The sequence below is a fragment of the Bosea sp. OAE506 genome (assembly GCF_040546595.1).
GTDB lineage: Bacteria > Pseudomonadota > Alphaproteobacteria > Rhizobiales > Beijerinckiaceae > Allobosea.
Genome location: NZ_JBEPOB010000001.1, coordinates 3,881,894 through 3,905,056, shown reverse-complemented (window position 1 = coordinate 3,905,056; position 23,163 = coordinate 3,881,894). Strand labels below are relative to the sequence as shown.

At 63.9% G+C, this 23,163-nt stretch carries 23 protein-coding genes and 1 pseudogene; 17 read left to right on the top strand and 7 right to left on the bottom strand.

Annotation, left to right across the window (positions count from 1 at the left end):
• Positions 1 to 287: 287 nt before the first annotated feature.
• Together ABIE41_RS18965 and ABIE41_RS18960 are read right to left on the bottom strand one after the other, a co-directional pair.
• A pseudogene (locus ABIE41_RS18965) lies at positions 288 to 507 on the bottom strand (isochorismatase family protein); the annotation flags it as partial.
• Positions 508 to 645: 138 nt separating this feature from the next.
• Positions 646 to 1,200: a TetR/AcrR family transcriptional regulator gene (locus tag ABIE41_RS18960; protein WP_192641814.1), complete on the bottom strand. Its 555-nt coding sequence runs from the start codon at positions 1,198 to 1,200 to the stop codon at positions 646 to 648.
• A 163-nt stretch (positions 1,201 to 1,363) separates the two neighbouring features.
• On the opposite strand from ABIE41_RS18960, the gene ABIE41_RS18955 reads away from it, so the two are divergent.
• The 10 genes from ABIE41_RS18955 (at position 1,364) to ABIE41_RS18910 (ending at position 11,496) form a co-directional block, all read left to right on the top strand.
• Entirely contained in the window at positions 1,364 to 2,221 is an 858-nt protein-coding gene (locus ABIE41_RS18955) for an alpha/beta fold hydrolase (protein ID WP_192641813.1), read from the top strand.
• A 304-nt stretch (positions 2,222 to 2,525) separates the two neighbouring features.
• A complete protein-coding gene (locus tag ABIE41_RS18950) occupies positions 2,526 to 3,314 on the top strand; it encodes an alpha/beta fold hydrolase (protein WP_192641812.1) in 789 nt (262 codons plus the stop codon).
• A 38-nt stretch (positions 3,315 to 3,352) separates the two neighbouring features.
• Complete coding sequence (locus tag ABIE41_RS18945) at positions 3,353 to 4,306, top strand: AraC family transcriptional regulator (protein WP_354192802.1); 954 nt, start codon at positions 3,353 to 3,355, stop codon at positions 4,304 to 4,306.
• Between the two features lie 131 nt (positions 4,307 to 4,437).
• Positions 4,438 to 4,815 (top strand): nuclear transport factor 2 family protein, encoded by a 378-nt coding sequence (locus ABIE41_RS18940; RefSeq protein WP_192641811.1) that lies wholly within the window; start codon positions 4,438 to 4,440, stop codon positions 4,813 to 4,815.
• Between the two features lie 28 nt (positions 4,816 to 4,843).
• On the top strand, positions 4,844 to 5,494 hold the full coding sequence (locus ABIE41_RS18935; protein ID WP_192641810.1) for a hydrolase: 651 nt from the start codon (positions 4,844 to 4,846) through the stop codon (positions 5,492 to 5,494).
• Positions 5,495 to 5,500: 6 nt separating this feature from the next.
• Positions 5,501 to 6,673: an amino acid ABC transporter substrate-binding protein gene (locus tag ABIE41_RS18930; RefSeq protein WP_192641809.1), complete on the top strand. Its 1,173-nt coding sequence runs from the start codon at positions 5,501 to 5,503 to the stop codon at positions 6,671 to 6,673.
• Complete coding sequence (locus tag ABIE41_RS18925; protein WP_210320835.1) at positions 6,639 to 7,508, top strand: nuclear transport factor 2 family protein; 870 nt, start codon at positions 6,639 to 6,641, stop codon at positions 7,506 to 7,508. The genes ABIE41_RS18930 and ABIE41_RS18925 overlap by 35 nt, the downstream gene beginning before the upstream one ends.
• Positions 7,509 to 7,512: 4 nt before the next feature.
• Positions 7,513 to 9,288: a monovalent cation:proton antiporter-2 (CPA2) family protein gene (locus ABIE41_RS18920; RefSeq protein ID WP_192641808.1), complete on the top strand. Its 1,776-nt coding sequence runs from the start codon at positions 7,513 to 7,515 to the stop codon at positions 9,286 to 9,288.
• Between the two features lie 39 nt (positions 9,289 to 9,327).
• Positions 9,328 to 9,948 (top strand): glutathione S-transferase family protein, encoded by a 621-nt coding sequence (locus tag ABIE41_RS18915; protein ID WP_192641807.1) that lies wholly within the window; start codon positions 9,328 to 9,330, stop codon positions 9,946 to 9,948.
• A gap of 21 nt (positions 9,949 to 9,969) precedes the next feature.
• Positions 9,970 to 11,496 carry a VOC family protein gene (locus tag ABIE41_RS18910; RefSeq protein ID WP_192641806.1) on the top strand — a complete coding sequence of 509 codons (1,527 nt, stop codon included), beginning with the start codon at positions 9,970 to 9,972 and terminating at the stop codon, positions 11,494 to 11,496.
• A 148-nt stretch (positions 11,497 to 11,644) separates the two neighbouring features.
• Here the strand turns inward: ABIE41_RS18910 and ABIE41_RS18905 are convergent, their stop codons facing one another.
• Entirely contained in the window at positions 11,645 to 12,244 is a 600-nt protein-coding gene (locus ABIE41_RS18905; RefSeq protein ID WP_192641805.1) for a TetR/AcrR family transcriptional regulator, read from the bottom strand.
• A gap of 146 nt (positions 12,245 to 12,390) precedes the next feature.
• Here ABIE41_RS18905 and ABIE41_RS18900 point away from each other — a divergent pair, with 146 nt between their 5' ends.
• Positions 12,391 to 13,152: an SDR family NAD(P)-dependent oxidoreductase gene (locus ABIE41_RS18900; protein ID WP_192641804.1), complete on the top strand. Its 762-nt coding sequence runs from the start codon at positions 12,391 to 12,393 to the stop codon at positions 13,150 to 13,152.
• Between the two features lie 176 nt (positions 13,153 to 13,328).
• Here the strand turns inward: ABIE41_RS18900 and ABIE41_RS18895 are convergent, their stop codons facing one another.
• Positions 13,329 to 13,679 (bottom strand): ethanolamine utilization protein, encoded by a 351-nt coding sequence (locus ABIE41_RS18895; RefSeq protein WP_192641803.1) that lies wholly within the window; start codon positions 13,677 to 13,679, stop codon positions 13,329 to 13,331.
• 409 nt (positions 13,680 to 14,088) lie between these two features.
• Positions 14,089 to 14,985 carry a LysR family transcriptional regulator gene (locus ABIE41_RS18890; protein WP_192641802.1) on the bottom strand — a complete coding sequence of 299 codons (897 nt, stop codon included), beginning with the start codon at positions 14,983 to 14,985 and terminating at the stop codon, positions 14,089 to 14,091.
• A gap of 131 nt (positions 14,986 to 15,116) precedes the next feature.
• Between ABIE41_RS18890 and ABIE41_RS18885 the strand changes: the two genes are divergently transcribed.
• On the top strand, positions 15,117 to 15,524 hold the full coding sequence (locus tag ABIE41_RS18885; RefSeq protein WP_192641801.1) for a RidA family protein: 408 nt from the start codon (positions 15,117 to 15,119) through the stop codon (positions 15,522 to 15,524).
• A 111-nt stretch (positions 15,525 to 15,635) separates the two neighbouring features.
• Here ABIE41_RS18885 and ABIE41_RS18880 read toward each other — a convergent pair whose 3' ends face one another.
• The gene (locus ABIE41_RS18880; protein WP_192641800.1) at positions 15,636 to 16,289 is read right to left on the bottom strand and encodes a TetR/AcrR family transcriptional regulator; all 654 of its coding nucleotides are present in this window, start codon (positions 16,287 to 16,289) and stop codon (positions 15,636 to 15,638) included.
• 136 nt (positions 16,290 to 16,425) lie between these two features.
• Here ABIE41_RS18880 and ABIE41_RS18875 point away from each other — a divergent pair, with 136 nt between their 5' ends.
• Together ABIE41_RS18875 and map are read left to right on the top strand one after the other, a co-directional pair.
• Entirely contained in the window at positions 16,426 to 18,504 is a 2,079-nt protein-coding gene (locus ABIE41_RS18875) for a prolyl oligopeptidase family serine peptidase (RefSeq protein ID WP_192641799.1), read from the top strand.
• A gap of 14 nt (positions 18,505 to 18,518) precedes the next feature.
• Entirely contained in the window at positions 18,519 to 19,271 is a 753-nt protein-coding gene (gene map, locus ABIE41_RS18870) for a type I methionyl aminopeptidase (protein ID WP_192641798.1), read from the top strand.
• A 114-nt stretch (positions 19,272 to 19,385) separates the two neighbouring features.
• Here the strand turns inward: map and ABIE41_RS18865 are convergent, their stop codons facing one another.
• The gene (locus ABIE41_RS18865; RefSeq protein ID WP_192641797.1) at positions 19,386 to 20,285 is read right to left on the bottom strand and encodes a LysR family transcriptional regulator; all 900 of its coding nucleotides are present in this window, start codon (positions 20,283 to 20,285) and stop codon (positions 19,386 to 19,388) included.
• A gap of 148 nt (positions 20,286 to 20,433) precedes the next feature.
• Between ABIE41_RS18865 and ABIE41_RS18860 the strand changes: the two genes are divergently transcribed.
• The 3 genes from ABIE41_RS18860 to ABIE41_RS18850 all read left to right on the top strand — a co-directional run bounded on the left by ABIE41_RS18860 (position 20,434) and on the right by ABIE41_RS18850 (position 23,156).
• Entirely contained in the window at positions 20,434 to 20,874 is a 441-nt protein-coding gene (locus ABIE41_RS18860) for an Atu4866 domain-containing protein (RefSeq protein ID WP_465247095.1), read from the top strand.
• 1,212 nt (positions 20,875 to 22,086) lie between these two features.
• A complete protein-coding gene (locus ABIE41_RS18855) occupies positions 22,087 to 22,809 on the top strand; it encodes an SDR family oxidoreductase (RefSeq protein WP_192642871.1) in 723 nt (240 codons plus the stop codon).
• Positions 22,809 to 23,156 carry an Atu4866 domain-containing protein gene (locus ABIE41_RS18850; RefSeq protein ID WP_192641795.1) on the top strand — a complete coding sequence of 116 codons (348 nt, stop codon included), beginning with the start codon at positions 22,809 to 22,811 and terminating at the stop codon, positions 23,154 to 23,156. Before ABIE41_RS18855 ends, ABIE41_RS18850 begins: the two co-directional genes overlap by 1 nt.
• Positions 23,157 to 23,163 lie beyond the last annotated feature (7 nt).

Sequence of the window (23,163 nt, the reverse complement as noted above, 5' to 3'; positions counted from 1 at the left end):
CGACGACTGTCTCGACCGTCGCGACAATCGGGAATGGGATCGGGGACGGCAGCATCACGATTAGCTCGGTCCTGACATTGGTGAGGGAGCTTGAAGACGCCGCGAAACGCCAGCGAGCGGATGCCAAGATGCGGGCGGAAGCCGGCCGAAGCCTAGGCTGACGCCAACGCCTATCGTCGAAGACTGTGATAAGCAGTGTCGCGCCCTCCGATCGGATGAGCGCATTGGCAGCGAAAAACTCGTGTGCGGACGCCCAGCGTTTAGAACACCAACTGCGCCCAACCGGCGATGGCGTGCTCATGCGCCTCGTCCGAGACGTCGCCGCAGGCGTCGGCGATGACGTAGACCTTGAAACCTTTGGTCCAGCGCCGAGGGGGCAGGGCCGATGATGCAGACGCTGGTCCAGAGCCCGGCCCTCACGATGCGCGACTTTCCGATGGCGTTGACCCTGGCGATGACGCCGGCATCTTCCCAGGTATTCATCGAGGTTCGGTCGAGCAGCGCCTCGCTTGCTAACGGCAGCAGGTTCGTTCCCACCGAGCTGGACCGGCTTTGAGCGCTTCGCTCGTAAGCGGCGATGAGTCGGCCGCGCAGGAATTGGCACTCTTCGCGTGCCTTTTGGGCATCCAAGACAAGCGCTACGTCTCATTGCGCCGCACGCGCCGCGTCCGTCGCGTCTCTGATCACGGCTCGCGCGGTCCGTTGCATCGACTCGGTATCATCGAAGACCGTGATCAGCAGCGTCGCGCCTTCCAATCGAATGAGCGCATCGGCAGCGACTGTGTCGGCGGTTTCCCGAGGCATGGCTCTGGCCAGAATGTCGCTCAAGAAAGCTCGCAGCGACTGGAAGAAGTCCCGGACAGCCTCCTTCGCAACGGGAGTGTCGTCACCGACGCCATAGGCAAGGTGCAAGCCGACGCAGCGCTTGCCTGTCGAGAGATTGGCAGCAATTCCCCCGATAGCGGCTTCATATGCGACCTGCCAGGGACCCGAAATGAGCTGCTCGTCGGGAAAAGTCTCCCGGAGCGTCAGCGCAAGGACCTCGGGCACGAGCGCCTCCTTGTTCGGAAAGCGCATGTAGAGGGACGCCTTTCGCAAGCCGACGAGACTGGCAAGGTCCTGCATCGAGGCGCCGGCGTATCCCTTCTCGCGAAACAACTGCCGCGCGGCGGCGACGATCTCATCCTTCGTGACCTTCATGATCCTGCCTGGATAACGGGCTGCGCCGTTGCCGCAAGAGCGAGTGCGATACCGTAACAAGCCTAGCAGATTGCTTCCCCCTTTACAAACGACCGATCGGTAGTATTTATGCTCTGAAGTCGTTGGGCCGGACCCATACGGCGCCAATCGGTTGGAGGCGGCGATGACGGTTAGCTACAAGTCCCAGAAGGTCGGGGATGTTGATGTCTTTTACAGAGAGGCCGGTGCTAAGACGGCGCCGACGGTTCTCCTGCTTCACGGCTTTCCGACGTCCAGCCACATGTTCCGCGAGCTCATGCCGCTGCTTGCCGACAGCTACCGCGTGATCGCGCCGGATCTGCCAGGTTTTGGCCGTACGAAGGCTCCCGCGCGTGGCGAATTCGACTACACCTTCGACAATCTGGCCAAAGTTATCGAGGGCTTCACGCAAGCCCTGAAGCTCGACCGCTATGCGCTCTATGTTTTTGACTATGGCGCGCCCGTCGGATACAGGCTGGCGGCCGCGCATCCCGACCGCGTGACGGCGCTGATCAGCCAGAATGGCAACGCCTATCTGGACGGCTTCAGCAACGAGTGGGGACCGTGGCAAGCCTATTGGCACGACGACAGCGCGGAGAACCGCGAGGCCTGCAGGGCATCGCTGTCCGCCGATGTGATCGAGAACTGGCAGTATCGCACCGGCGCCGATCCGCGCCGCCTCGGCCCCGACGGATACACGCTCGACATCGCTTTGATGGCCAGGCCAGGAGCCGAAGACATCCAGCTCGATCTCATACGAGACTATCGCACCAATCTGGAGCGCTATCCCGAGTTCCAGGCGTATTTTCGTGATCATCAACCGCCTCTACTTGCGGTCTGGGGCCGGCACGATCCGGCGTTCATCCCGGCTGGCGCCGAGGCCTATAAGCGCGACCTGCCGGACGCCGAAGTTCATCTGCTCGACACCGGGCACTTTGCGCTTGAGACACATGCCGGTGAGATTGCTCAGCTAATCGGGGTTTTCCTCGGTCGGCACCTCTAGCGCCCAGCATCGACGGTGGCGCGATTTGCCCGGGAGTGGTGACGGCGGACGACGCTGGAGACGAGCCCGATCTGGCCGAGGCACACCAAACCGCAGTACCGATGTTCCCGCAGCAAGATCTGCCACGCAGTCGCGTAGGGCTGCCGCTAGAGTCCAACGACGTAGCCGAGCCGTTCCCATCAACCACAACGCACGAATGGCCGGCGGGACGACCGGCTCGCCGAGACACAACCCGGGCGTTGCAACGTAGACGACTTCAGCCTGACCGCGCCTGAGCGCGTCTATCCCGAGAAAGGAAAAAGTCATGCCCAACCTCGCAGCGACAGTCGCCGTCGCGACCGCGCTTATCTCTGGCGGCGCAATGGCGCAGCCTGCCAAGCCTATGATCGTCCTTGTCCATGGCGCTTTCGCTGACTCGTCAAGCTGGAATGGCGTTATCGCGCATCTTCAGAAGGAAGGTTACCCGACGGTCGCGATCGCCAATCCGCTCCGCAGCCTGTCAGGTGACGCGCGGGTCGTATCCGACGTCATCAAGAGCATCGAGGGTCCAGTGATACTGGTCGGCCATTCCTATGGCGGTCAGGTCATCACAAATGCAGCCAAGGGGCACGAAAACGTCAAGTCACTGGTCTTTGTCGCGGCCTTCGCGCCTGACGCCGGCGAGGCGGCGGCCGATCTCGCGGGCAAGTTCCCCGGCGGGACACTCGGCGAGGCGCTCGTGCCTCCGGTCAAGCTCACCGACGGCGGCGTCGACCTCTATATCGACCAGGCGAAGTTCCACGCCCAGTTCGCTCATGACGTTCCGGCCGGGGCGGCCGCGCTGATGGCGGCAGGCCAGCGCCCGATCACCGAAGGCGCCTTGACCGAGAAATCCGGCCAGCCGGCCTGGAAATCGCTGCCCTCCTTCTTCATCTACGGCGACGGCGACAAGAACATCCCGGCCCAGGCGCTCGGCTTCATGGCCGAGCGTGCCGGCTCGAAGCGAACGGTCGTGATCAAGGGGGCGTCACATGTCGTGATGGTCTCGCAGCCCGAAGCCGTCGCGGAACTGATCAGGGAAGCCGCGCGATCGGCAGCGCTCCAACGTCCCTAATGGGCCGGGGGCGAATGGTGCGGAGGCGTGCGGCAGTGATGATGGCTGCCGCCGTCATGCAACCAACTCGCATGCTAGGATCTTCCGAGCGGGACCGCTCGCGTGAGGAGGTGATCGCGATGCAGCAAAACTCAGAACTGCCCGAGAACGTCGTGAGCGTCTCGGCCCTTCAGAGCCGGTCCAGCGGCGTGCGTCTCGAAGTCACCAGCTTTCATTGCACGGGGCGCGCGATCCACCGGTTCAAGCAAGCCGACGAGACGCGGCTGAGCGTCGTGCTCGACGAGATCGGCGGGCGATGCGAGCCGCGGCTTCATCCCGACAGGCCAAACCCCATCGACCATATGCCGCGCCATATGCACTTCGCCCCCGCGGGGCTGGAGCTGTGGGGCTATAGCGACGATGTCAGGTTCGTGAGAGACGCGATCTTCAGCTTCGACCTCAAGGTGTTGAGCGAGAGCATGGCGGACGCCTTGTCCGAAGACCTGATCAGCTCGCCGCGCCTGCGCTTCGCGGATGATCGCATCTGGAGTCTCGCGCGTCTCTTGGCGGACGCCATCGACGACGACAGCGATCCCGCGACCCAGCTCTATTGCGACGGCCTGACCACCGCCATTGCCGCGAGGTTGTTCTCGCGCCCGTCAGCGCGCGTTGAGCAAGCCAGCGGCCTAGCGCCGTGGCGCCTCCGGCGGGTCATCGATTATCTGGAAGCGAACTTGCCGGAGCGGGTGAATCTCGCCGATCTAGCTGAGCTGGCGGGCCTGTCGCCCGCGCACTTCAGCCGAGCCTTCAAGACTTCCACCGGAATGGCGCCGTATCAATGGCAGTTGGATGCGCGCATCCGGCAAGCGCAGGCGCTGCTGCTCGACACCGACGCATCGCTCGAAGACGTCGCGGAGGCGACGGGTTTCGCTGACGCGGTTCATTTCGGACGGACGTTCCGAAAGCTCGCAGGCGCGACACCCGCGACCTGGCGGCGCGACCTCAAAAGCTGAAGCGATCGTTCGCAGCAGGATCGAACTGCCGACCGCAGGATCCGACAGGGCCTTCGGTCATTCACCACGATACCTAACCGGCACTCGGGACAGCCTGTCCCGTCGACGGAACCGGCTCTTCATGGTGGTGAATGACATTCGACGTAGCTGATGACGACAGCGTCCTGCAAGCCAATCTCAAGCGCGTCTTCGGCGAACGTGACGCAAGCCTGCGCATTGCTGCAATCAGCGACCTCTACGCGCCGGACGCCGTTCTGTACGAGCCTGCCCGTATCGCGACGGGCCATCAGGCTATCGCGCAGGCGGTCGAGGAGCTCCTGGCCAGTCTGCCACCTGCTTTCGACTTCTCGCCGATAGGCCCGGCCGTGGCCCACCACGGACTCGCCCGCCTGCGCTGGCGAGCGGGACCACCGGAGGGACCGGTCGCGGTCACCGGAACGGACGTCGCCCGCATCGAGGCCGGACGCATCGCGAGCCTCCACGTCTTCATCGATCCGCCGGACGCCTGAGGCGTCACATCATCGAAAGGAACTCATCATGGCCGCCAAGAACGGACTCGACGCCCTCCTGCGTCCCGAGGACAGCATTCTCGTCCTGATCGACCATCAGCCCTATCAGTTCGCGAACCTGAACAGCCACGAGCCGATGATGATCGTCAACAACGTCGTCGGGCTTGCCAAGGCGGCGAAGGTTTTCGACGTCCCCACGATCCTGACCACGGTGCTCGAAGAGCGTGGCGGCTACCTCATCAAGGGCCTGCAGGACGTCTTCCCGGACCAGAAGCCGATCGACCGGACCTTCATCAACACTTGGCAGGACCCGGCGGTTACCGACATCGTCAAGAAAAGCGGCCGCAAGCAGCTGATCCTCGCTGCGCTGTGGACAGAAGTCTGCCTGGCCATGCCGACGATCCAGGCGCTCGCCGAGGGCTACGACGTCTTCATCGTCACGGACGCCTCTGGCGGCGTATCGAAGGAAGCCCACGACATGGCCGTGCGCCGCATGGTCGCCGCAGGCGCCGTGCCGATCACCTGGATGGCGGTGGCGTCCGAATGGCAGCGCGACTGGGCGCGCGAGAAGACGGCTTCCGGGCTCTCCAGCGTCGTTCTCGAGCATGGCGGTGCCAGCGGCGTGGCCTTCGCATGGGAGCTCCAGCTCCTCGCGGCGACGCCCCCCGCGCAGGGCTGACCTGGCATGGCTGGATCTCGCCCCGTTCGCATCGGCTACTGCCTGTCGCTGTCGGGTCCGCTCGCGGGCAACAGCAGGTCGGCGCGGCTGGCGCACGAGATCTGGCGCGACGACGTCAACGCTCGGGGCGGCCTGCTGGGCCGCCCCGTGGAACTCGTCTGTCATGATGACGGGGCCGATGCGTCGCGCGTCCCCGAGCTGTATCGGCGACTGATCGATGTCGACGGCGTCGAGCTCGTCATCGGCGGCTACGGCACCAACACCATCCTGCCGGCGATGCCCCTCATCATGGACCGTGGCCGTTTCTTCACTGGGCTGATGGGCCTGGGGGTCAACAACGCGCTGAACTACTCGAACTACTTCGCGATGATCCCGACGGGGCCCGACCCGAATGCGGCGCTGACCGAAGGGTTCTTCGCGCTCGCCGCGCAGCAGACGCCGTGCCCCCGGACGGTGGCCCTGCTCTCGGCCGACGCGGAGTTCTCCCGCAATCCCGTTCTGGGCGCCAAAGCCAATGCCGCGGCACACGGTTTCGACGTGGTCTTCGAGCAGACCTATGCCCTCACGACGGACAATTTCGAGCCCGTCCTCGACGCGGTCGCGCAGAGCCGTTGCGACCTGCTCTGGCTGTGCTCCTATCTGAACGATTCCGTCGGGCTCGTGCGTGCCATCCGGGCCCACGCGTTTCGCCCGAAGATGGTGGGCGGCGCCATGATCGGGCCGCAGAACACCACGGTGAAGACGACGCTCGGCCCGCTTCTCAACGGCTTCGTCAACTACGAATACTGGGCTCCGGCACCGAGCCTGATGTTCGCCGGCGTGGCCGCACTGCTCGAAACCTATCGGGCCCGTACGGCAGCAACGGATGTAGATGCGCTGGGGCACTACATGGCGCCGCTCGCCTATGCCCAGATGCAGGTCGTCGCCCAAGCTGTGGAGGCGACCGGGGGCTTCGACGACGAGCGCCTGGCCGCCCATGCGCGCGAAGCGACGTTCCAGACCGTGATGGGGCCCGTCCGCTTTGGCGCCAAGGGTGAATGGCGGGAGCCGCGCGTCCTCCAAGTGCAGTTCCAAGGCATCGAGGGCAGCGGCGTCGCCCAGTTCGCCGATGGCTCCCGGCAGGTCGTGCTGTCACCGCCCGGATTTGCGGCCGGACGGCTGCGCTATCCCTTTGCCTGAGGCACGCATTGGCGCCGCGCGGCCATCCGTGGCGGATCGCGCCGGCCACGCCTCCACAGAAAGGACGCTGTCGATGTCGCTCGATTGCTTTCCCGTCGGACTCCAAATGGACGTTTCGTATCCCGAATTCCGGGTCAGCCTGACGCTGCTCTCCGCAGCGCGGCTGAGGTTCGAGATCAAGGACGGAACGCTCGCCCGGACGGAGACGGTCGATATCCATGTCGTGCCGCTCGGCAACAGCCTCTTTGCCGTCAGCTGGCAGGAGTTGGATGGCGCAACCGTCACCAACGTCCAGGATTACGACCGCGGCCTGATCCATTCGCATGCGACGCTGCCCGACGGCCGGTTCCTGCAGATGACCGGGACAATCGAGGTCACCCGTCGCGCCGACCGGGCGCTCGACGATCGCCCTCATCGCAACAAAGAACTGGTCCTCGAGGCGATGACCGCGCTGTTCCAGCGGCATGATGCGTCGGCGGTCGACCGGCTCTATGCCCCCCATTACATCCAGCACAATCCCGAAATCCCCCAGGGCCGCGACGCCTTGCGGGCGCTGGTCTCCCGCCTCTCGAAAGACGTCTTCTACGAGCCCGGTCTCATGGTGGCCGAGCGTGATCTCGTCGCCATCCACGGCCGCATCCGCGGCTGGGCGGACCGGCCTCAGATCGTGGTCGACCTGTTCCGGATCAAGGACGGGCGGCTCGCTGAACATTGGGATGTCCTGCAGGACGAAGTGGCTGCTTCCGACGCGGCGGCGGGCACCACGATGTTCGACCCGAGCGAAGCCGGACGCCGGCCGTCTCCCGAAAGCGCTGCCCCGGCGGCGGAAAGGTGATCTGATGGCCGAAGCAAGCCTGGGACAAACGATCGCGCCGGCGATCGTGCTGATGGGAGCGGCGGTGGTCGCCGTGCCGTTGTTTCGGCGGCTCGGCCTCGGCTCTGTCCTTGGCTATTTCGCCGCCGGCCTGCTGGTGGGGCCGTCGGTGTTCGGCCTGTTCACCGACGCGCAGACCATCCTGCATTTCTCCGAGCTCGGCGTGGTGATGTTCCTGTTCGTGATCGGGCTGGAGCTGCGCCCGCCCAAGCTTTGGGCGATGCGCGGCCAGATCTTCGGGCTGGGACTGGTTCAGGTTGCCGTCGCGACTACGGCTCTGGCCCTGACAGGAGCGGTCGTCTTCGGCCTGCCGGCGCAGGTGGCTTTCATCGCGGGGGCGGGCTTCGTCCTGTCCTCGACCGCCGTGATCATGTCAGTGCTGCAGGAGCGCGGCGAGGTGGCGAGCCCGGAGGGGCAGAAGTCGGTCTCGATCCTCCTGTTCGAGGATCTGATGATCGTGCCGCTGCTGGCGGTGGTCGCCCTTTTGTCGCCCTTGTCGCAGGGGCAAGGGGGATGGACGGATGGTCTGATGTCGATCGCCGCCCTTGCTGCGCTGCTTGGCGTGTCGCACTGGGGTCTGAACCAGTTCTTCGCGCTGCTGGCGCGAGCGCGGACACGCGAAGTCCTGACAGCGGGTGCGCTCCTGGTCGTCCTCGGCGCAGCACTGCTTATGGAGGTCGCGGGCTTGTCGATGGCGATGGGTGCCTTCCTTGCCGGCGTGATTTTGTCGAGTTCAAGTTACCGCCACCAGATCGAGAGCGACATCGAGCCGTTTCGCGGCTTGCTGATGGGGCTCTTCTTCCTGGCCGTGGGCATGTCGCTCGACCTCGGTGTGGTCGCGGCCGAATGGTCGCTCCTGCTGGCCATGCTGGGCGCTTTCACGGTCGCGAAGGGTGTCGTGGTCTATGCCGTCGCCCGGCTTTTCGGTGGCTCCAATCACGGGGCGCTGCACCGGACCTCTATGTTTCTGCAGGGCGGCGAGTTCGCGTTCGTGCTCTACGCCGCGGCGGCGACGGGCGGCATGATCGACGCACGGGAGAACGCGCTGTTCTCCACTGTGGTGATCCTGTCGATGGCCCTCACGCCTTTGCTGATGATCGCGACAGACAGGCTATTGCGTAGCCACAAGTCGATGGAAGGCGTCGATGCCGCCCGCGACCTCAAGGGGCGGATCCTCCTCATCGGCTTCGGACGCTTCGGCCAGATCGCGTCGCAGGCGCTACTGTCTAGGGGCGTGGATCTTGCCGTCATCGACAGGGAGCCCGACCGGATCCGCGACGCGGCACGCTATGGCTTCAAGGTCTACTTTGGCGACGGTGCCCGGCTCGACGTCCTGCGCCAGTCCGGTGCGGGAGAGGCCGATGCAATCATGATTTGCATCGATGACGCGAAGGCCGCGCTGCAGATCGTGGAACTGGCGAAGCATGAATTTCCGCAGGCCAAGCTGCTCGTGCGTAGTTACGACCGTGACCACGCCGCGGATCTGATCCGCGCCGGCGTCGACTATCAGATCCGTGAGACGGTGGAGTCCGCCTATCTGATGGGGGTCGAGGGCTTGCGGGCGCTGGGCTTTGCCAATGTGGACATCGACGAGGCCGCCGAGGATATCCGTCGGCGTGATACCGCGCGCCTGGCCGAGCAGGTTCAGGGCGACGCGATGTCTGGCCGCGACCGTCTCCATACTCAGCCCGCCCGGGAGCCACTGAGCGAGGCATCGCGACGCGGCGCCTCCCATGACTGACGACACTGGCAGCAGCAACCCTAAAGGTCGATACCCTTGATGCGCACGCTTTTTTACGTTCCCGGCGCCTGTTCGCTGGCTCCCCACATCACGCTCGAATGGATCGGTCGGCCATACGAGGCCATTAGGGTGCAATACGGCTCCGACAAGTTACTCGCGGTGAACCCCGCAGGCGCGGTGCCGACGCTGCGAGAGGATGACGGCTGGATTCTCACGCAGGCAGGAGCCATCCTGGATTATCTCGCGCACCAACATCCCGAGGCTGGGCTCGCCGGCGGCGACGGCGCAAGGGCCAAGGCCGAAGGGCATCGCTGGTCGGCCTTCTTCACCTCCGACATGCACGCCGCCTTCTGGCCGGTCTTCATGCCTGATCGCTACACGACGGACCAAAGCAAGGCGGCCAAAGCAGCGGTGGTCGAAGCAGGGCATCGGCTGGTCGCCAAGCAACTGGCCGTCCTGGAGCGGCATCTCGACGGGCGGGCGTACATCCTCGATGGAGGGCGCTCGGTCATTGACGCCTACGCCTTCCCGATGATCCGATGGGCGATCAAGCTCCTGCCAGGCGGCCTCGAGAGCTTCCCGACGGTCCAAGCGCTGCATGACCGGCTGGCGGCCGATCCGAACGTGCAGAAGGTTCTGGCCCGCGAGGCGGGCGGCTGACCGTCGAGGGACATCGAGAAAATGACCAGCGGCATCCACCACCTTACCGGCATCACGGCCAGTGTTCAGGCGAATGTCGATTTCTACGTCGGCTTTCTCGGCCTCCGGTTGGTAAAGCAGACCGGAGGTTTTGCCGATGCCGAGCAGTTGCACCTAATCTATGGAGATGGGCTCGGCAGCCCCGGCTCGCTGCTGACCTTTCTCGTCTGGGAGGCCGCCGGCCGTGGCGGCACTGGCATCGGGCAGGTCGCTGAGGTTGCGCTGGCTGTGCCGCCAGGCTCACTTGGCGATTGGCTCACCAGAGCGCTGGCCGCCAGCATTCCGCTCGAGGGACCGACGCGCGAGTTCGGCGAGTCGGTCCTGCGGTTGAAGGACCCGGACGGACTGATCGTGAAGCTGGTCGGCGTCGAGATGTTGACGCCGGCTCCGATCGCCGGCTCACCAGCCCGAATTCGGGGTATCACGCTTCTTACGGACACGGCGGCCGATACCGCGGGCTTTCTGACGCACTTCGGCTATAGGAACGGCCAGCGCGTCGGCCAGACGCAACGCATGGTCTCCGATACCGATATTGTCGACGTCAGGGAGGTGTCGGGCTTCGTGCGGTCCGTCCCGGGGGCGGGCGTGCCGGATCATGTTGCCTTTCGTGCACTGGACGCCAACGCGATCCGTTCGATGCGACTTTCGCTGAAGCAGCACGGATCAACCGAGGTCCACGACCGAAAGTACTTTCTGTCGCTCTACGTCCGCGACCCGGCCGGCATCCTCATGGAGTATGCGACCGATGGGCCGGGCATGACCGTCGACGAGGCTCCCGACGAACTCGGGCGGACCCTGTTTCTGCCACCGCATGAGGCAGGCCGTGCCCAGAACCTGAGAGCAATGCTGCCTCAGTTCGCCTTGCCTGGCGAGGAGAGGTTCCCGGTTCGCGACCTCCCGTTCGTCCATCGCTTCAATCGGCCGGAAGACCCCGACGGCACGACCCTGGTCCTGCTTCATGGCACCGGCGGGAGCGAGGCCGACCTGATGCCGATCGCCCGCCGGGTCGCGCCACGTGCGACACTGCTGGGTGTGCGCGGCCGGGCGACTGAGGAAGGGACCAATCGCTGGTTCCGCCGTCTTGATGCCAAGACCTTCGACCAAGCGGATATCCGCAGCGAAGCTGAGGCGTTCTCGGCCTTCTTCGAAGGCGCTTTGACGGGTTACGGGCTTGACGCGGAGAGGCTCGTTTTTCTGGGCTATTCTAACGGCGCAAACTTCCTGGCGGCGGTCATTCAGCTTCATCCCGGACTAGTGCGCCGCGCCGTGCTGCTGCGCGGCCTACAGACGCTGGAGAGCCCGCCGGACGTAGACCTCTCAGACATCGATGTGCTGGTGCTCGGTGGGCGCGAGGATCCCTATGCCCGCTTTGCACCTCAACTGGAGGGTCCCTTGATCCGCCGTGGCGCCCGCGTGGATGTCCGGGACATTCCAGCGGGTCACGAACTAGGAGACGAAGACGTCGTGGAAACAACCCGTTGGCTTAGAGACATTTTGTCACCAGTATAAGGACACGGAGGTGCGCCCTTCCGTTGGCAGATACCTGAGCCCGAGAGGGTGGATTGGGCCCCGCCGCGCTTGCGGCAACCAACGCCGGCTGGCCGGTTTGGCACTGAATTCCGCTGTTGCGCTGCCCAGCAAGATGAACTCCCTTTTGTTAGGTCAGGGACACGTCGGGCGATGGCCAGGAGATCAGCGCCTGCTCCACAACCTGATGAAGCAGATCGCGACTTAAGCCTGCCTTCGCCTGGACTGCGATCCCTTGGGTGATCGTCATCACGAAGGCAGCGAGCGCTTCAGCGCTAGCCGACGCCGGCAGGTCACCCTCAGCTTTCGCACGTTCCAGGCGCTCGCGTAGCCGTTCGCGACCTGCCGCCCTGAAATCCGCTAACGCCTGCCTGATAGGCTCGGCGCTGTCCGACGCGGCGATTGCGCCGTTGATGCCGAGACATCCCCTTCGTTCCGGGAACCGCGTGTTGTGCTCCACCGCCTCGCGCAAGATACCCGCCGCCACCCCGAGCGCCGTCCGCGCCTTCAGGGCTTCGCGCGTGTATGCGAGGAACTGCTCGTCGTAGCGGACGAGAGCCTTTCGGAAGAGCGATTCCTTGTTGCCGAAGGCGGAGTAGAAGGCGGGCCGCTCGATACCGGCGGCCTCCACAAGATCAGCGTACGTAGTGCCCTCGTAGCCCTTGCGCCAGAATACGCAAAGGGCCGCGTCCAGCACCTTTTCCTCGTCGAACTCACGATGGCGACCCATCAAGGCAGCTCCCTAATTTAATAATGACCGTTCTAAAAAGATTGACACGCGCTGTCGATTTCCATAACAGACGTTATCATAACAATCGTTATGTTATTTCTGCGGCTCAGGCCGATGAAAGCCAAGGCATTCGAAAAGGTGTGAAAATGTCTGATGAACTGAGAGGCAAGGTTGCGCTGGTAACCGGCGGGTCACGAGGCTTAGGGGCCGCGATCGCGCAATCTCTGGCGGCTCGCGGTGCAGACGTGGCGATCAGCTATGTCGCATCCGCGGACAAGGCGGAGCAGGTCGTCGCGAAGCTCGAGGCCGAGGGCGTCCGGGCCGCTGCATTCCGCAGCGACCAGTCCGACCACGCGGCCGCGAAGGCGCTAATAGGCGAGGTCGTCAGCCGCTTCGGCAAGCTCGATATCCTGGTCAACAACGCTGCGATCGTGGTGAGCGGGAAGAAGATCGACGACCCCGATCTCGACACGGCCGCGCTTGACCGGATGTGGCAGGTCAACGTCATGGGTCCGGTGGCCACGACCCGTGCGGCCGCGCCGGTGATGTCGGATGGAGGGCGCATCATCTTCATCGGTTCGCTCAACGGCAGCCACGCCCTGTTCCCTGGGGTGGCCGACTATGCGGGGTCGAAGGCGGCACTCAACGGCTATGCGAGGGGCGTGGCCCGGGACCTGGGCTCGCGCAGCATCACTGTGAACGTGGTGCAGCCGGGCGCCATGCCAACCGATATGATGGTGGACGCTCTCGGCAGCACCGAAGCGCCGGACGCCTTCCTCGACATGCACCCGGTGCGCCGCATCGCACATGTCGACGAAGTCGCCGCCCTGGTCTGCTACCTAGCGGGAGCGGACGCCGGCTACATCACTGGCGGAACGCACGACATCGCCGGCGGCCTCGGCATCTGACAACCGACCGGCGGTCCGCGTTTCACGGCTGTCGGTCGTTTCAACTTAGAGATGATCCTCATGCGCAGATCATTGAGGTCAAAAAAATCGTCAGACAAAGGCGCCTAAATCAGTCGGCCATAGCAACGCTGGAACTCACCGATGGTAGCTGAACCATCCCGCTCTGGAACGCGGCGCTAACTCTCCGCCTCGCGCCAGTGTGGAAAAGTGACATACGCCGTGATTGCTTCCTGTTCGAAGGCACGGATCGTTACCCGCTCGCCCTTCGGCATATAGGCAATCTCGCCCGGGCCGATCTCTAGAGTCTCAGACGCGCTTGAAACCGACAGCCGCCCTGTCAGCACGATCATGATATCGTCGACCGCCATGACCTGCTCGAGCATGGAGTTTGCGCTCCAGCGGCCGTAGCCGACCGTGACAGGCCCGCCATGACGTTCATCGACGAGGTTGCCTGCGAATATCTCGCCCCTTTCGCCGGGTGTGGCTTCCATCTTCGCCTCGCCGAACATGAGTTTCCGGAGTTTCATTGAAGTCTCCTGGGTTGCGTTACCTAGCCGAGGCAGCGCTCGACGCGGGAGAACGGCAAGGTCACACGGATGTTCCCGAAGCCAGCGTCGCCGGCCGTCCTGCTATGGTGGTGGGGGTCACCACCCACACTAACCCCTATAGCCTGGCTCGAAATGACCTCGACTGACATGTCACGGAGGCTGTTTTACTTGCATAAATCCTTGCCAACAGGTCGGGCTTTAAGACCTGCCCGGCGCGGCAGGAGAGGCTTGCCCGTGTCACCTCGGCTCCGCTTGCTGCGGATATATCCATCGTCGCGAATTTCGCCACCCTTCGAAGCAGCGCAACGACGACGGGGCTGATCGTGGACTATGGAGTTTCCGCTACACGGATTTCCTAGCAAGTCGGCGGGCTCGATCGGAAGCGGCACTATTCTGATCTTTTCGCCTTCACCACATCGAGGAAGGCACGCAGTGGCGGAGGAACAGCCCGATGTCCGGGATAATAGATACCGATTTTTTCTGAGGCCGGCGTCCAGGCCAATAGAATTTGGCGCAGTCGGCCATCCTGGAGGGCTGGGTCGGCTGCGGGACTTGCGACATAGGCAATGCCAAGCCCGTTGATTGCGGCATCAACCATCAATTCCTCGTCGTCGAGGATAAGCGAGCTGTTCAGGTCAAGCGTCAGTGTTTGTCCGCCCCGCTCCAACTCCCAGCGGTAGAGCTTGCCGCCGGGTACGCGGTGACCGATGCAGCGATGTCGTCTCAGGTCATCGGGCGTGGCCGGCTCGCCGAAGCGCTCGAGATAGGCAGGCGACGCGACGCAGATGAAGCTGACCGCGCTGGCGAAGGGCAAGGCGATCATGTCCTTGGGAATGGAATCGACCAAGCGCACGCCGGCATCGAACCCTGCCGCCACGATGTCGATCAGCTTGCCTTCAACGACCAGGTCGACGACTACATCAGGGTAGCGCTCGGACATCGCCGGCAGGGTGTCGCGGACGAAAAGCGTCGCCGCCAGCCGCGGCGCGTTGATCCTGACGGTGCCGCTGATAGTGCCGCGGAAAGCCTGAACGGCGTCGAGCGCTTCGTCGAGGCCCGCAATCACCGGTTGAAGACGACCAAGCAGTTCGAAGCCAGCTTCCGTCAGCGCGACGCTGCGCGTTGTGCGGTTAAGCAGGCGGACGCCCAGGCGCTCCTCCAGCGCACGCATCGCATGGCTCAAGGTCGACGGGGCGGTGCCGAGATCGTCTGCCGCGCGCCGAAAACTGCGACGCGTCGCGACAGTCACGAAAGCCTGAAGGTCGTTGAGCGAAGGGCGAGTCATTGCTGGCGATTTTGCACCAGCCTATGCCGATTTCAACGGCTAATCGGATCAATCATCACCCGCTATTTCAAATCGGCCAGAGCGAAGCTTGCGGATCGGCCGCTTGCTTCCAGTCCGTGAGAGGAACCGCCATGACCAAACGCGACGCCATTTTCCCTGCGGACCGGCACGCGCTCTACGACATCCATCAGTATTCTGCCGCGATCCGATCCGGCAATCTGCTCTTCGTTTCCGGGCAAGTGGGCAGCCGCGAGGACGGAACGCCCGAACCTGTTTACGAGGATCAGGTTCGCCGAGCCTTTGCCAATCTGCGCGACGTGCTTGCTGCAGCGGGAGCGACATTCGACGACGTGATCGATGTCATCACCTTCCACACGGATCCGCAGACACAGTTCGAGAGGATGCTCGCCATTCGAGCCGAGGAAATCGGTGAGCCCCCCTATCCGACCTGGACGGCCGTCGGCGTGACCTGGCTCTCTGGGTTCGACTTTGAGATCAAGGTGATCGCCCGGATCCCCGATAAGGCATCAACCAAATGAAGCATCGGGGACTGCGCGTGCGACGCACAAACAAGGCGTAGTGTGCTGGTCGGTTTCAGCAGAGGCACCCGGGCGCTCCCTAATACCTTGGATCTTCCTGCGCCGGCTGGCTCACTCTCGCCCGACCCGGTCGTCCGGCCAAATCCGTGGCGTGACCGGGTCGCAGAAGGGCAGGGTGCTGGCTTGGCGGATGGCCTGAGCCAGATATGCGTTCACCTCCGCGGTCGTCGTCTTCAGCCCATGCTTGACCGCCGCCAGGCTGACAGTCTCATCGACGATCCTGATCGCGGCGGTCACGGTCGCCGCGCACAGGCGCACGTCGAACTCGCCGCTTGGGCGATCGAGGCGTTCGGCGATGATTTCGATCAGATGCTCCTCACTGATGTGGCAGGACATCAGCCAGGCGCTTCTCAGCGCCGGCTCATCCGGCAGCCTGGCGAGGAGCCTGACGACGAGAATGTCGTCCGCGGTGTCTTCAGCGGCCTGCCTGTCGGGCCCGAGATGTGCGGCGAACAGCTCCTCGATCGAGAGGTGCCGGGGCCACCGTCGGAGGATCGCAGCGAAGCGTAGCGACGATTGGGCAAATAGCGGCTCGACCGCGCTTTCCTTGGATCGGAAGTGCCGCCAAAGCGTGCGCGTCGCAACGCCGGCCGCCGCGGCGATCTCGTCGCCGGTCGTATCGGCGACACCCTGAGACAGGAATAGCCGGGCCGCGTGGCGCGCGAGATCAAGCCGTGTGTTCTCTCGGGCAACGCTCCGGCTCATGGCGCTCTCATCTGCTCGTCAGGGACACACCATTCAAGCCGTCATATCAAAGACATTTCAAGTCGCATTATATGTCACATGGTGACAAATCAGTCTGCCGCACGCGAGGCAGTCAGGAGTGTATGAGGCAATGCGAATGAACATTCATCGAGTTCCGAACTATGTCGATTATCCGCACACGCGTCGCGTCGAGGTCAGTGAGAGCCATTTTGGGCGTAAGGTCGAAGATCCGTATCATTGGCTGGAGAACGATGGGCGCTTTGACAGTGAGGTCGCCGCCTGGGTCCGGGAGCAGGACGCGCTAGCGCGCGGCTATCTCGACGGCCTTCCGGCACGGCCTGTGTTTCGCCGGCAGATCGAAGCGCTGTTCGACTTCACCCAGTCCAGCGTTCCCCAGAAGCGCGGCGATCGCTATTTCCACACGCTGCGTCTGCCGGGTCAGCAGCAGGCGCGGCTCTATGTCCGGGAAGGGGTGGACGGGCCGGCCCGGCTCCTGATCGATCCCAACGGCTGGTCGCAGGACGGCGCCGATGCCATGGCCGAGTGGGACGCGTCGCATGACGGCTCGCATGTGGTCTACGCAGTGCAGCGTGGCGGCGTCGACTGGCGCGAGATCAGGGTGCTGGAGGTCGCCACGGGCGAAACGCTCGACGACCGGGTGGAATGGGCCCGCTTCGGCGTCGTCTCCTGGGCCAAGGACGGCATGGGCTTCTTCTATTCGCGCTATCCGGAGCCCGAGCCGGGTACGGCGTCGCAGGCCGCCATCGCCAATCACGCGGTCTACTTCCACCGTTTGGGAACCAGTCAAACCGACGACAGGCTCGTCCATGCCACGCCGCACCGTCCCGATCTGCTCCACATCTCCGGCGTGACCGAGGACGGGCGCTACCTCGTCATCCAGTCGACGCCAGGCTCGTCGATGATGATGCTAAGCGTCGTCGACCTGACGACGGACCACTGGACTGTCCGAACCATCGCCGGCGCGGATTTCACTGCCGAATGGACGGCCTTCGGTAATGCCGGGCAGACCTTGTTCGTCGTGACGAGCCAGGACGCGCCGCGCCGCAGGATCGTCAACTTCGATCTCGCGCAGACCGAGCCGGAGCCGGTCGACCTGCTCGGCGAGGACAGGGCGGTCCTGCAGCATGCCTGGCTCGTCGGCGGTCGTCTTGTGACCAGCTATCTGGTCGACGCCAGCACACAACTGCGCCGCCATGCGCTCGACGGAACGCAGGACGGTAAAATCGAACTTCCCGGCATCGGCAGCGCCGGCATCCGCGGCACGCTGGCCGACGACGAGGCATTTATCGCCTTCACCAGCTTCGACGCACCGTTGACGGTCTACCGCTACGACGTTGCGACGGGGACGCAGTCAGAGTGGGCCAAACCCGAGCTCGGCTTGGACTTCGGCGAGATCGCCGTCGAGCAGCACTTCTATGCCTCGAAGGACGGCACGAGGATCCCGATCTTCGTCATCCGGGGCAAGGGCGTGCAGGCGCCAGCGCCGACCCTGCTCTATGGCTATGGCGGCTATGGCATCAGCCTGACGCCCTATTACGATCCGACGAAACTGGCCTGGGTCGCGCAGGGCGGCACCCTGGCAATCGCCAATATCCGCGGCGGCGGCGAATACGGCCGGGACTGGCACGATGCCGGTCGCCTCGCCAACAAGCAGAAGTCCTATGACGACTTCATCGCCGCTGCCGAGTTCCTGCGCGATTCAGGCATCGCCAAGCACGACGGCATCGCGATCCAGGGCGAGTCCAATGGCGGGCTGCTCGTCGGCGTGGTGACGAACCAGCGCCCGGAGCTGTTCGCGGCCGCCCTGCCGGGCGTCGGCGTCATGGATCTGCTGCGCTTCCACCATTTCACCGGCGGGGGTTTCTGGACATATGATTTCGGCGATCCGCGCGAGGAGCAGGCGTTTAACAACCTGCTGGCGCTCTCGCCCTACCACAACATCGCGTCCGGCAAGCCCTATCCCGCCATTCTCGTCACCACCGCGGATGCCGACGATCGCGTCGTGCCGGCGCACAGCTACAAATACGCCGCCGCGATCCAGGCCGCCGACCTCGGCCCGAAACCGCGCCTGCTGCGCGTCGAGACCCGCGCGGGCCACGGCGCCGGCAAGCCGCTGGACAAGGTCGTCATTGAAGCCGCAGACATGTGGGCCTTTGCAGCCCGTTGGACCGGGCTCGAGACCCTGATGCCCTGAGGACCAGAACCGAGATGACGGTATCAAGTGATGAGGACCTCACGAGGCTGAGGCAGATCGGGCGCATCGTTGCCGATACGCTCGCGTACATGGAGAGGGCAATCGAGCCCGGCATGACCACACGCGAACTCGATCAGATCGGGCGAGCTTTCATGGAAACAGCCGGAGCTCGCCCGGCTCCGGAGTTGGAATACGGCTTTCCCGGAGCGACCTGCATCAGCGTGAACGAGGAGATCGCGCATGGCATCCCCGGTTCTCGCAAGATCAGCCGGGGCGATCTGATAAACATCGACGTTTCGGCGGAGAAGGATGGCTTCTTCGCCGATACCGGAGCGTCGTTTGCCGTGCCGCCAGTCACAAGGGCGGTTGAGCGGCTGTGCCGGGATGGACGCCGGGCGATGTGGATGGGATTGCGCCAGGTTGGCGCCAACAAGCCTCTGGCAGACATCGGGCGCGCTGTGGGCGCGTTTGCGCGGAGGAATGGCTATACGCTCGTGCGCAACCTCGCCAGCCACGGCGTAGGATTGTCCTTGCACGAGGATCCGAAGGAAATCGCGACCTGGCCCGATGCCTCCGAACGGCGGATCATGAGCGAGGGGCTGGTCTTCACCGTCGAGCCCTTCCTGTCGCTGGGCGCCGACTTCGCCGATGATGGCAACGACCCCTGGACCCTCTACAGCCAGCCGCGAGCTCCCACGGTTCAGTTTGAGCACACGGTTGTCGCCACGCGACATGGGCCCTTGGTTCTCACTCTGCCTGGGCAGTAGACGCGCTAAGGGTCGAAAGTTTTTATTGGTCGAATATGGCCGGCGTCCAGGCGCGGCGCCATCGTAGGAAACATATGGACAAGCGAGTTTCGTTTGTGGGCATGAGCCGCGCCGCTAATGCGACAGCTTCATTCGCTGCACATGCTCGACCAGTGCGCGAAGCTTTGGCGAGAGGTTCCGGCGGCTTGGATAGTAAAGGTAAAAGCCGGCGAACGGTGAGAAGTAGTCGCCCAGGATCGGCACCAACTCGCCGCGCGCAACGGCCGGCGCGAATGTCTCCTCCATGCCGAAGGTGATGCCGGCACCGGCGATGGCGAGCTTTATCATCAGAGTCATGTCGTTGGTCGTAATTTCCGGCGCGACCGCGATGTCGAACTCCCTTCCACCTTCTTTGAACTCCCAGCGATAGGGCGCCGCCTTCGGCGCGGGACGCCAGCCGATGCAGCGATGCGCCACGAGATCGCGGGGATGATGCGGCGCCCCGAAGCGCTCCAGATAGGATGGTGCGCAGACGGCGCTTTGGCGCTGCTCGCCGGAGACCGGCACCGCGATCATGTCTTGCTCGATCACCTCCCCCAGCCGCACGCCGGCATCATAGCCTTCGGCAACAATGTCGAATTCGTCATCCGTCACGGTGACGTCAAGCTGGATCTCCGGATAAGAGTTGGCGAAATCCCCGAGGAACGACCCGGCCAGAAACCGTTCTGCGATGGATGTGACGGCGAGCCGCAGCTGCCCGCGCGGACGGCTCTCGAGGCTCCCGACGACCTCGAAGGCCGAGCGCATTTCGGCGATCGCCGGTGCGACGGCGGCCACGAGACGCTGTCCCGCCTCTGTCAGGCCGACGCTGCGCGTCGTGCGCCTGACAAGAGCCACGCCCAAGGACTCCTCCAGCCGCCGGACCGTCTGGCTGACAGCCGAACGCGTCACGCCTAGTCGGTCCGCTACGGCCCGAAAGTTCCTCTCCTCCGCGACGAGCGCAAAGACAGCGAGGGCGTTCAGATCGGGGGGCATTGGTTAGTCAGACTTTCCAGCTTGTCATTTGTGAGACGGCTTATCGCGACAATGCGCCGTGGTTAAGTCCATGCCAAGCCCGAGCGATTGACCCGGTGCGGATCAGCAACGGGTTGGCAGCGATCAAGGTGCCGAACCGCTCGCCGACATGCTGCCTCCAAGGCGGGATGTCGGCGCCTCCCCGAAGGCCCGCCGGCAGCCACGCGCTGCTGTTCAAAGATCAGAGGAACTGGCCATGCAGGAACTCCGACTTCTCGCTTTGTCCCTTGTCGCCGGCACCACGTTGATGGCGATCGAAGAGGCCAGGCCCCAATCCACTGAACCATCCATGACGCGTACTCCGCCTGCTCAATCCCATCCGTATGTCGGCATATGGGTTACTAACGACGGCCATATCCGGCACCAGCTGCTGCCGGACGGCCGCTACGACGAGTCACGCGGCTCTCGCAAGAGCGCGTATCGCGGCCGCTACGAGGTACGGGGCAAGCACATCGACTATTGGGACGACACCGGTTTCACCGCCGATGGCGAGTTCGTCGATGAAAATACCCTCCACCACGGCGGCATGGTGTTTCGGCGAGCCCCCTGAGGGCCATCATGTCGAGCTCGCGCTTCGCTGGCGCGCCGGCCGCGCCAGCCTCTCCCCTCGCAACCCATGAGGGGTGAATACCAAGACAGCTCTCGGCACCGACCAAAGGACGGTTCTCATACCTGCGCGCTGCGAGGCGTCGTTATCGGGACGGAACATGCGACAGCGCTGGCGCATCTCCACCGCCATCCGTCACTACTCAGCATCAGATCACCACCCGGCTGACGATGAACGCGGACGCCGCTGAGTTGACCGCGGATATGCACACGACTCTGCTCGACTGCCTGCATGGCAAACGGCAAGCAATGTTGAGTCTGATGCATTTGCGCTGACAATAGGCATCATTGAGCGTAGACCAGCCTTGCCTGGAGAAGGTCGATCGTCCCGCGGCCGTGTATATGGCATTTGACGAGCTTGAGACGGGTGATCTCGCTTGCGATCCGACTCTTTGGCCACGTGGATCAGATTGCCGCCCGCAGGCGACCAGGGATCGCGGCTGGTGGTCATCAGCCTTGCGATGATCCAGGTCGATTGGCCGCTAGCTTGGCAGCTGGCGTCCATTTTTTGGCACGCCCGTGCGACGTAGGATCTGTGTTATTGGCGTGCCCTCCTTCCAGAGCGTGTGGCCGCGTTTGTCTCCTCGCGCCGACAATATCCGTCATGTTGAGGTTTTCCTGCCGCCGTCAGGAGCGTAGGTCCACGATCATTGCATCGACGATGGTGCGAATCTGGCGCATGCATCAGACGCCGCCTACTGCAGACACGACGCAAAGCGTCTGTGATCGAGGAACCATTGAGGCGCAACGGACCGCGTGGCCCCGAGCCGCGATGGTGGGCGGCCGTCAGCGCCGCGCAGATGTCCGCCAGGCATTCGGCGACATCGACGTCAAGTCGCTCATGCGCTTCCAGGGGTCCCACGCTCCGCTCGGTTCGATGGGCTAAAAGCGACCCCAATCTGGTTATCCACCACTTGATCACTTGACTGACAGGAGAACAGGAAACGCCGAGCCTGTCAGCCGCCACCCGGACATTCCAGTCATTACCGAGGAGGACAAGCGCGGCCCGTGCGTCGAGATCGAGTGCTATTGGTTAGTAAAGCTAACCATCGTGTCGCCAAATGGCCAGCTACCAGCGACGCTGGCCGTCACCCATTGTTCTGTCCATGGGATCCGCACGTCGAAGTGGATCGAACCGAAAGGTTTGAAACAGATGATGGACAAGACAGTATTGATTACGGGCGCGTCGAGCGGCATCGGCGTTGGCATCGCTCGCGAACTGGCAGCCGCCGGTGCTCGTCTTATGCTGGGCGCGCGCCGCACAGACCGGCTGGACGCACTGGCGACCGAGCTCAGGCGGCTGGGTGGGCTGGTCGAGTACCGCGGTCTCGACGTTACGCGTCGCGACGACGTCGCAGCCTTCGCTGAAGCGTCACGCGTGAAGTTTGGCCAGATCGACGCCATCGTCAACAATGCCGGCGTTATGCCGCTCTCGCTTATGGCCTCGCTGAAGGTCGACGAGTGGGACCGTATGGTCGACGTCAATATCAAAGGCGTCTTATACGGCATCGCAGCAGTTCTTCCGGAGATGACGTCCCGCGGCGCAGGCCATATCGTCAACATTGCTTCGATCGGCGCGCTGAGCGTCTCGCCTACAGCAGCCGTCTATTGCGCCACCAAATATGCCGTTCGTGCGATCTCGGACGGGCTGCGCCAGGAACGGACCGACATCAGGGTGACCTGCATCCATCCCGGCGTTGTCGAGAGCGAACTCGCTGGCACGATCACCGATCCCGTGGCGGTCGACGCCATGAAGGCCTACCGGGCGATCGCGCTCCAGCCTGACGCTATCGGGCGCGCGGTGCGCTACGCGCTAGAGCAACCGAAAGACGTTGACGTCAACGAGATCGTCATTCGCCCGACGAAGGCACCGCACTGATGCGGCCGGCACGCCTCATCCTGACGACCAGCCTCATGGCGGCTTTCGCAACTCTCACCTCGGCTGAAACGACAATGCGGCAGGCAAATCATCCTTTTGTCGGCATGTGGGCCACTGCCGACAACGCGGTCCGCCACGAACTCTTGCCCAACGGCCGCTACATCGAGGCCCGCGGCAACCGCGAGGGTGCTTATCGCGGGCGCTATGTCGTGACCGTCACCCACATCGAGTACTGGGACGACACGGGCTTCACGGCCGACGGCGACTTCGTTGAGCCTGACACCCTGCATCACGGCGGCATGGTCCTGCACCGGCGGGCGCGGCCACCGATGCCGACCCCAACCTGATCTTGCC

Coding starts and splice junctions, on each gene's coding strand:
- ABIE41_RS18960 (WP_192641814.1), bottom strand. CDS start 1,200: ATGAAGGTCACGAAGGATGAGATCGTCGCCGCCGCGCGGCAGTTGTTT.
- ABIE41_RS18955 (WP_192641813.1), top strand. CDS start 1,364: ATGACGGTTAGCTACAAGTCCCAGAAGGTCGGGGATGTTGATGTCTTT.
- ABIE41_RS18950 (WP_192641812.1), top strand. CDS start 2,526: ATGCCCAACCTCGCAGCGACAGTCGCCGTCGCGACCGCGCTTATCTCT.
- ABIE41_RS18945 (WP_354192802.1), top strand. CDS start 3,353: ATGATGGCTGCCGCCGTCATGCAACCAACTCGCATGCTAGGATCTTCC.
- ABIE41_RS18940 (WP_192641811.1), top strand. CDS start 4,438: ATGACATTCGACGTAGCTGATGACGACAGCGTCCTGCAAGCCAATCTC.
- ABIE41_RS18935 (WP_192641810.1), top strand. CDS start 4,844: ATGGCCGCCAAGAACGGACTCGACGCCCTCCTGCGTCCCGAGGACAGC.
- ABIE41_RS18930 (WP_192641809.1), top strand. CDS start 5,501: ATGGCTGGATCTCGCCCCGTTCGCATCGGCTACTGCCTGTCGCTGTCG.
- ABIE41_RS18920 (WP_192641808.1), top strand. CDS start 7,513: ATGGCCGAAGCAAGCCTGGGACAAACGATCGCGCCGGCGATCGTGCTG.
- ABIE41_RS18915 (WP_192641807.1), top strand. CDS start 9,328: ATGCGCACGCTTTTTTACGTTCCCGGCGCCTGTTCGCTGGCTCCCCAC.
- ABIE41_RS18910 (WP_192641806.1), top strand. CDS start 9,970: ATGACCAGCGGCATCCACCACCTTACCGGCATCACGGCCAGTGTTCAG.
- ABIE41_RS18905 (WP_192641805.1), bottom strand. CDS start 12,244: ATGGGTCGCCATCGTGAGTTCGACGAGGAAAAGGTGCTGGACGCGGCC.
- ABIE41_RS18900 (WP_192641804.1), top strand. CDS start 12,391: ATGTCTGATGAACTGAGAGGCAAGGTTGCGCTGGTAACCGGCGGGTCA.
- ABIE41_RS18895 (WP_192641803.1), bottom strand. CDS start 13,679: ATGAAACTCCGGAAACTCATGTTCGGCGAGGCGAAGATGGAAGCCACA.
- ABIE41_RS18890 (WP_192641802.1), bottom strand. CDS start 14,985: ATGACTCGCCCTTCGCTCAACGACCTTCAGGCTTTCGTGACTGTCGCG.
- ABIE41_RS18885 (WP_192641801.1), top strand. CDS start 15,117: ATGACCAAACGCGACGCCATTTTCCCTGCGGACCGGCACGCGCTCTAC.
- ABIE41_RS18880 (WP_192641800.1), bottom strand. CDS start 16,289: ATGAGCCGGAGCGTTGCCCGAGAGAACACACGGCTTGATCTCGCGCGC.
- ABIE41_RS18875 (WP_192641799.1), top strand. CDS start 16,426: ATGAACATTCATCGAGTTCCGAACTATGTCGATTATCCGCACACGCGT.
- map (WP_192641798.1), top strand. CDS start 18,519: ATGACGGTATCAAGTGATGAGGACCTCACGAGGCTGAGGCAGATCGGG.
- ABIE41_RS18865 (WP_192641797.1), bottom strand. CDS start 20,285: ATGCCCCCCGATCTGAACGCCCTCGCTGTCTTTGCGCTCGTCGCGGAG.
- ABIE41_RS18860 (WP_465247095.1), top strand. CDS start 20,434: ATGCTGCCTCCAAGGCGGGATGTCGGCGCCTCCCCGAAGGCCCGCCGG.
- ABIE41_RS18855 (WP_192642871.1), top strand. CDS start 22,087: ATGGACAAGACAGTATTGATTACGGGCGCGTCGAGCGGCATCGGCGTT.
- ABIE41_RS18850 (WP_192641795.1), top strand. CDS start 22,809: ATGCGGCCGGCACGCCTCATCCTGACGACCAGCCTCATGGCGGCTTTC.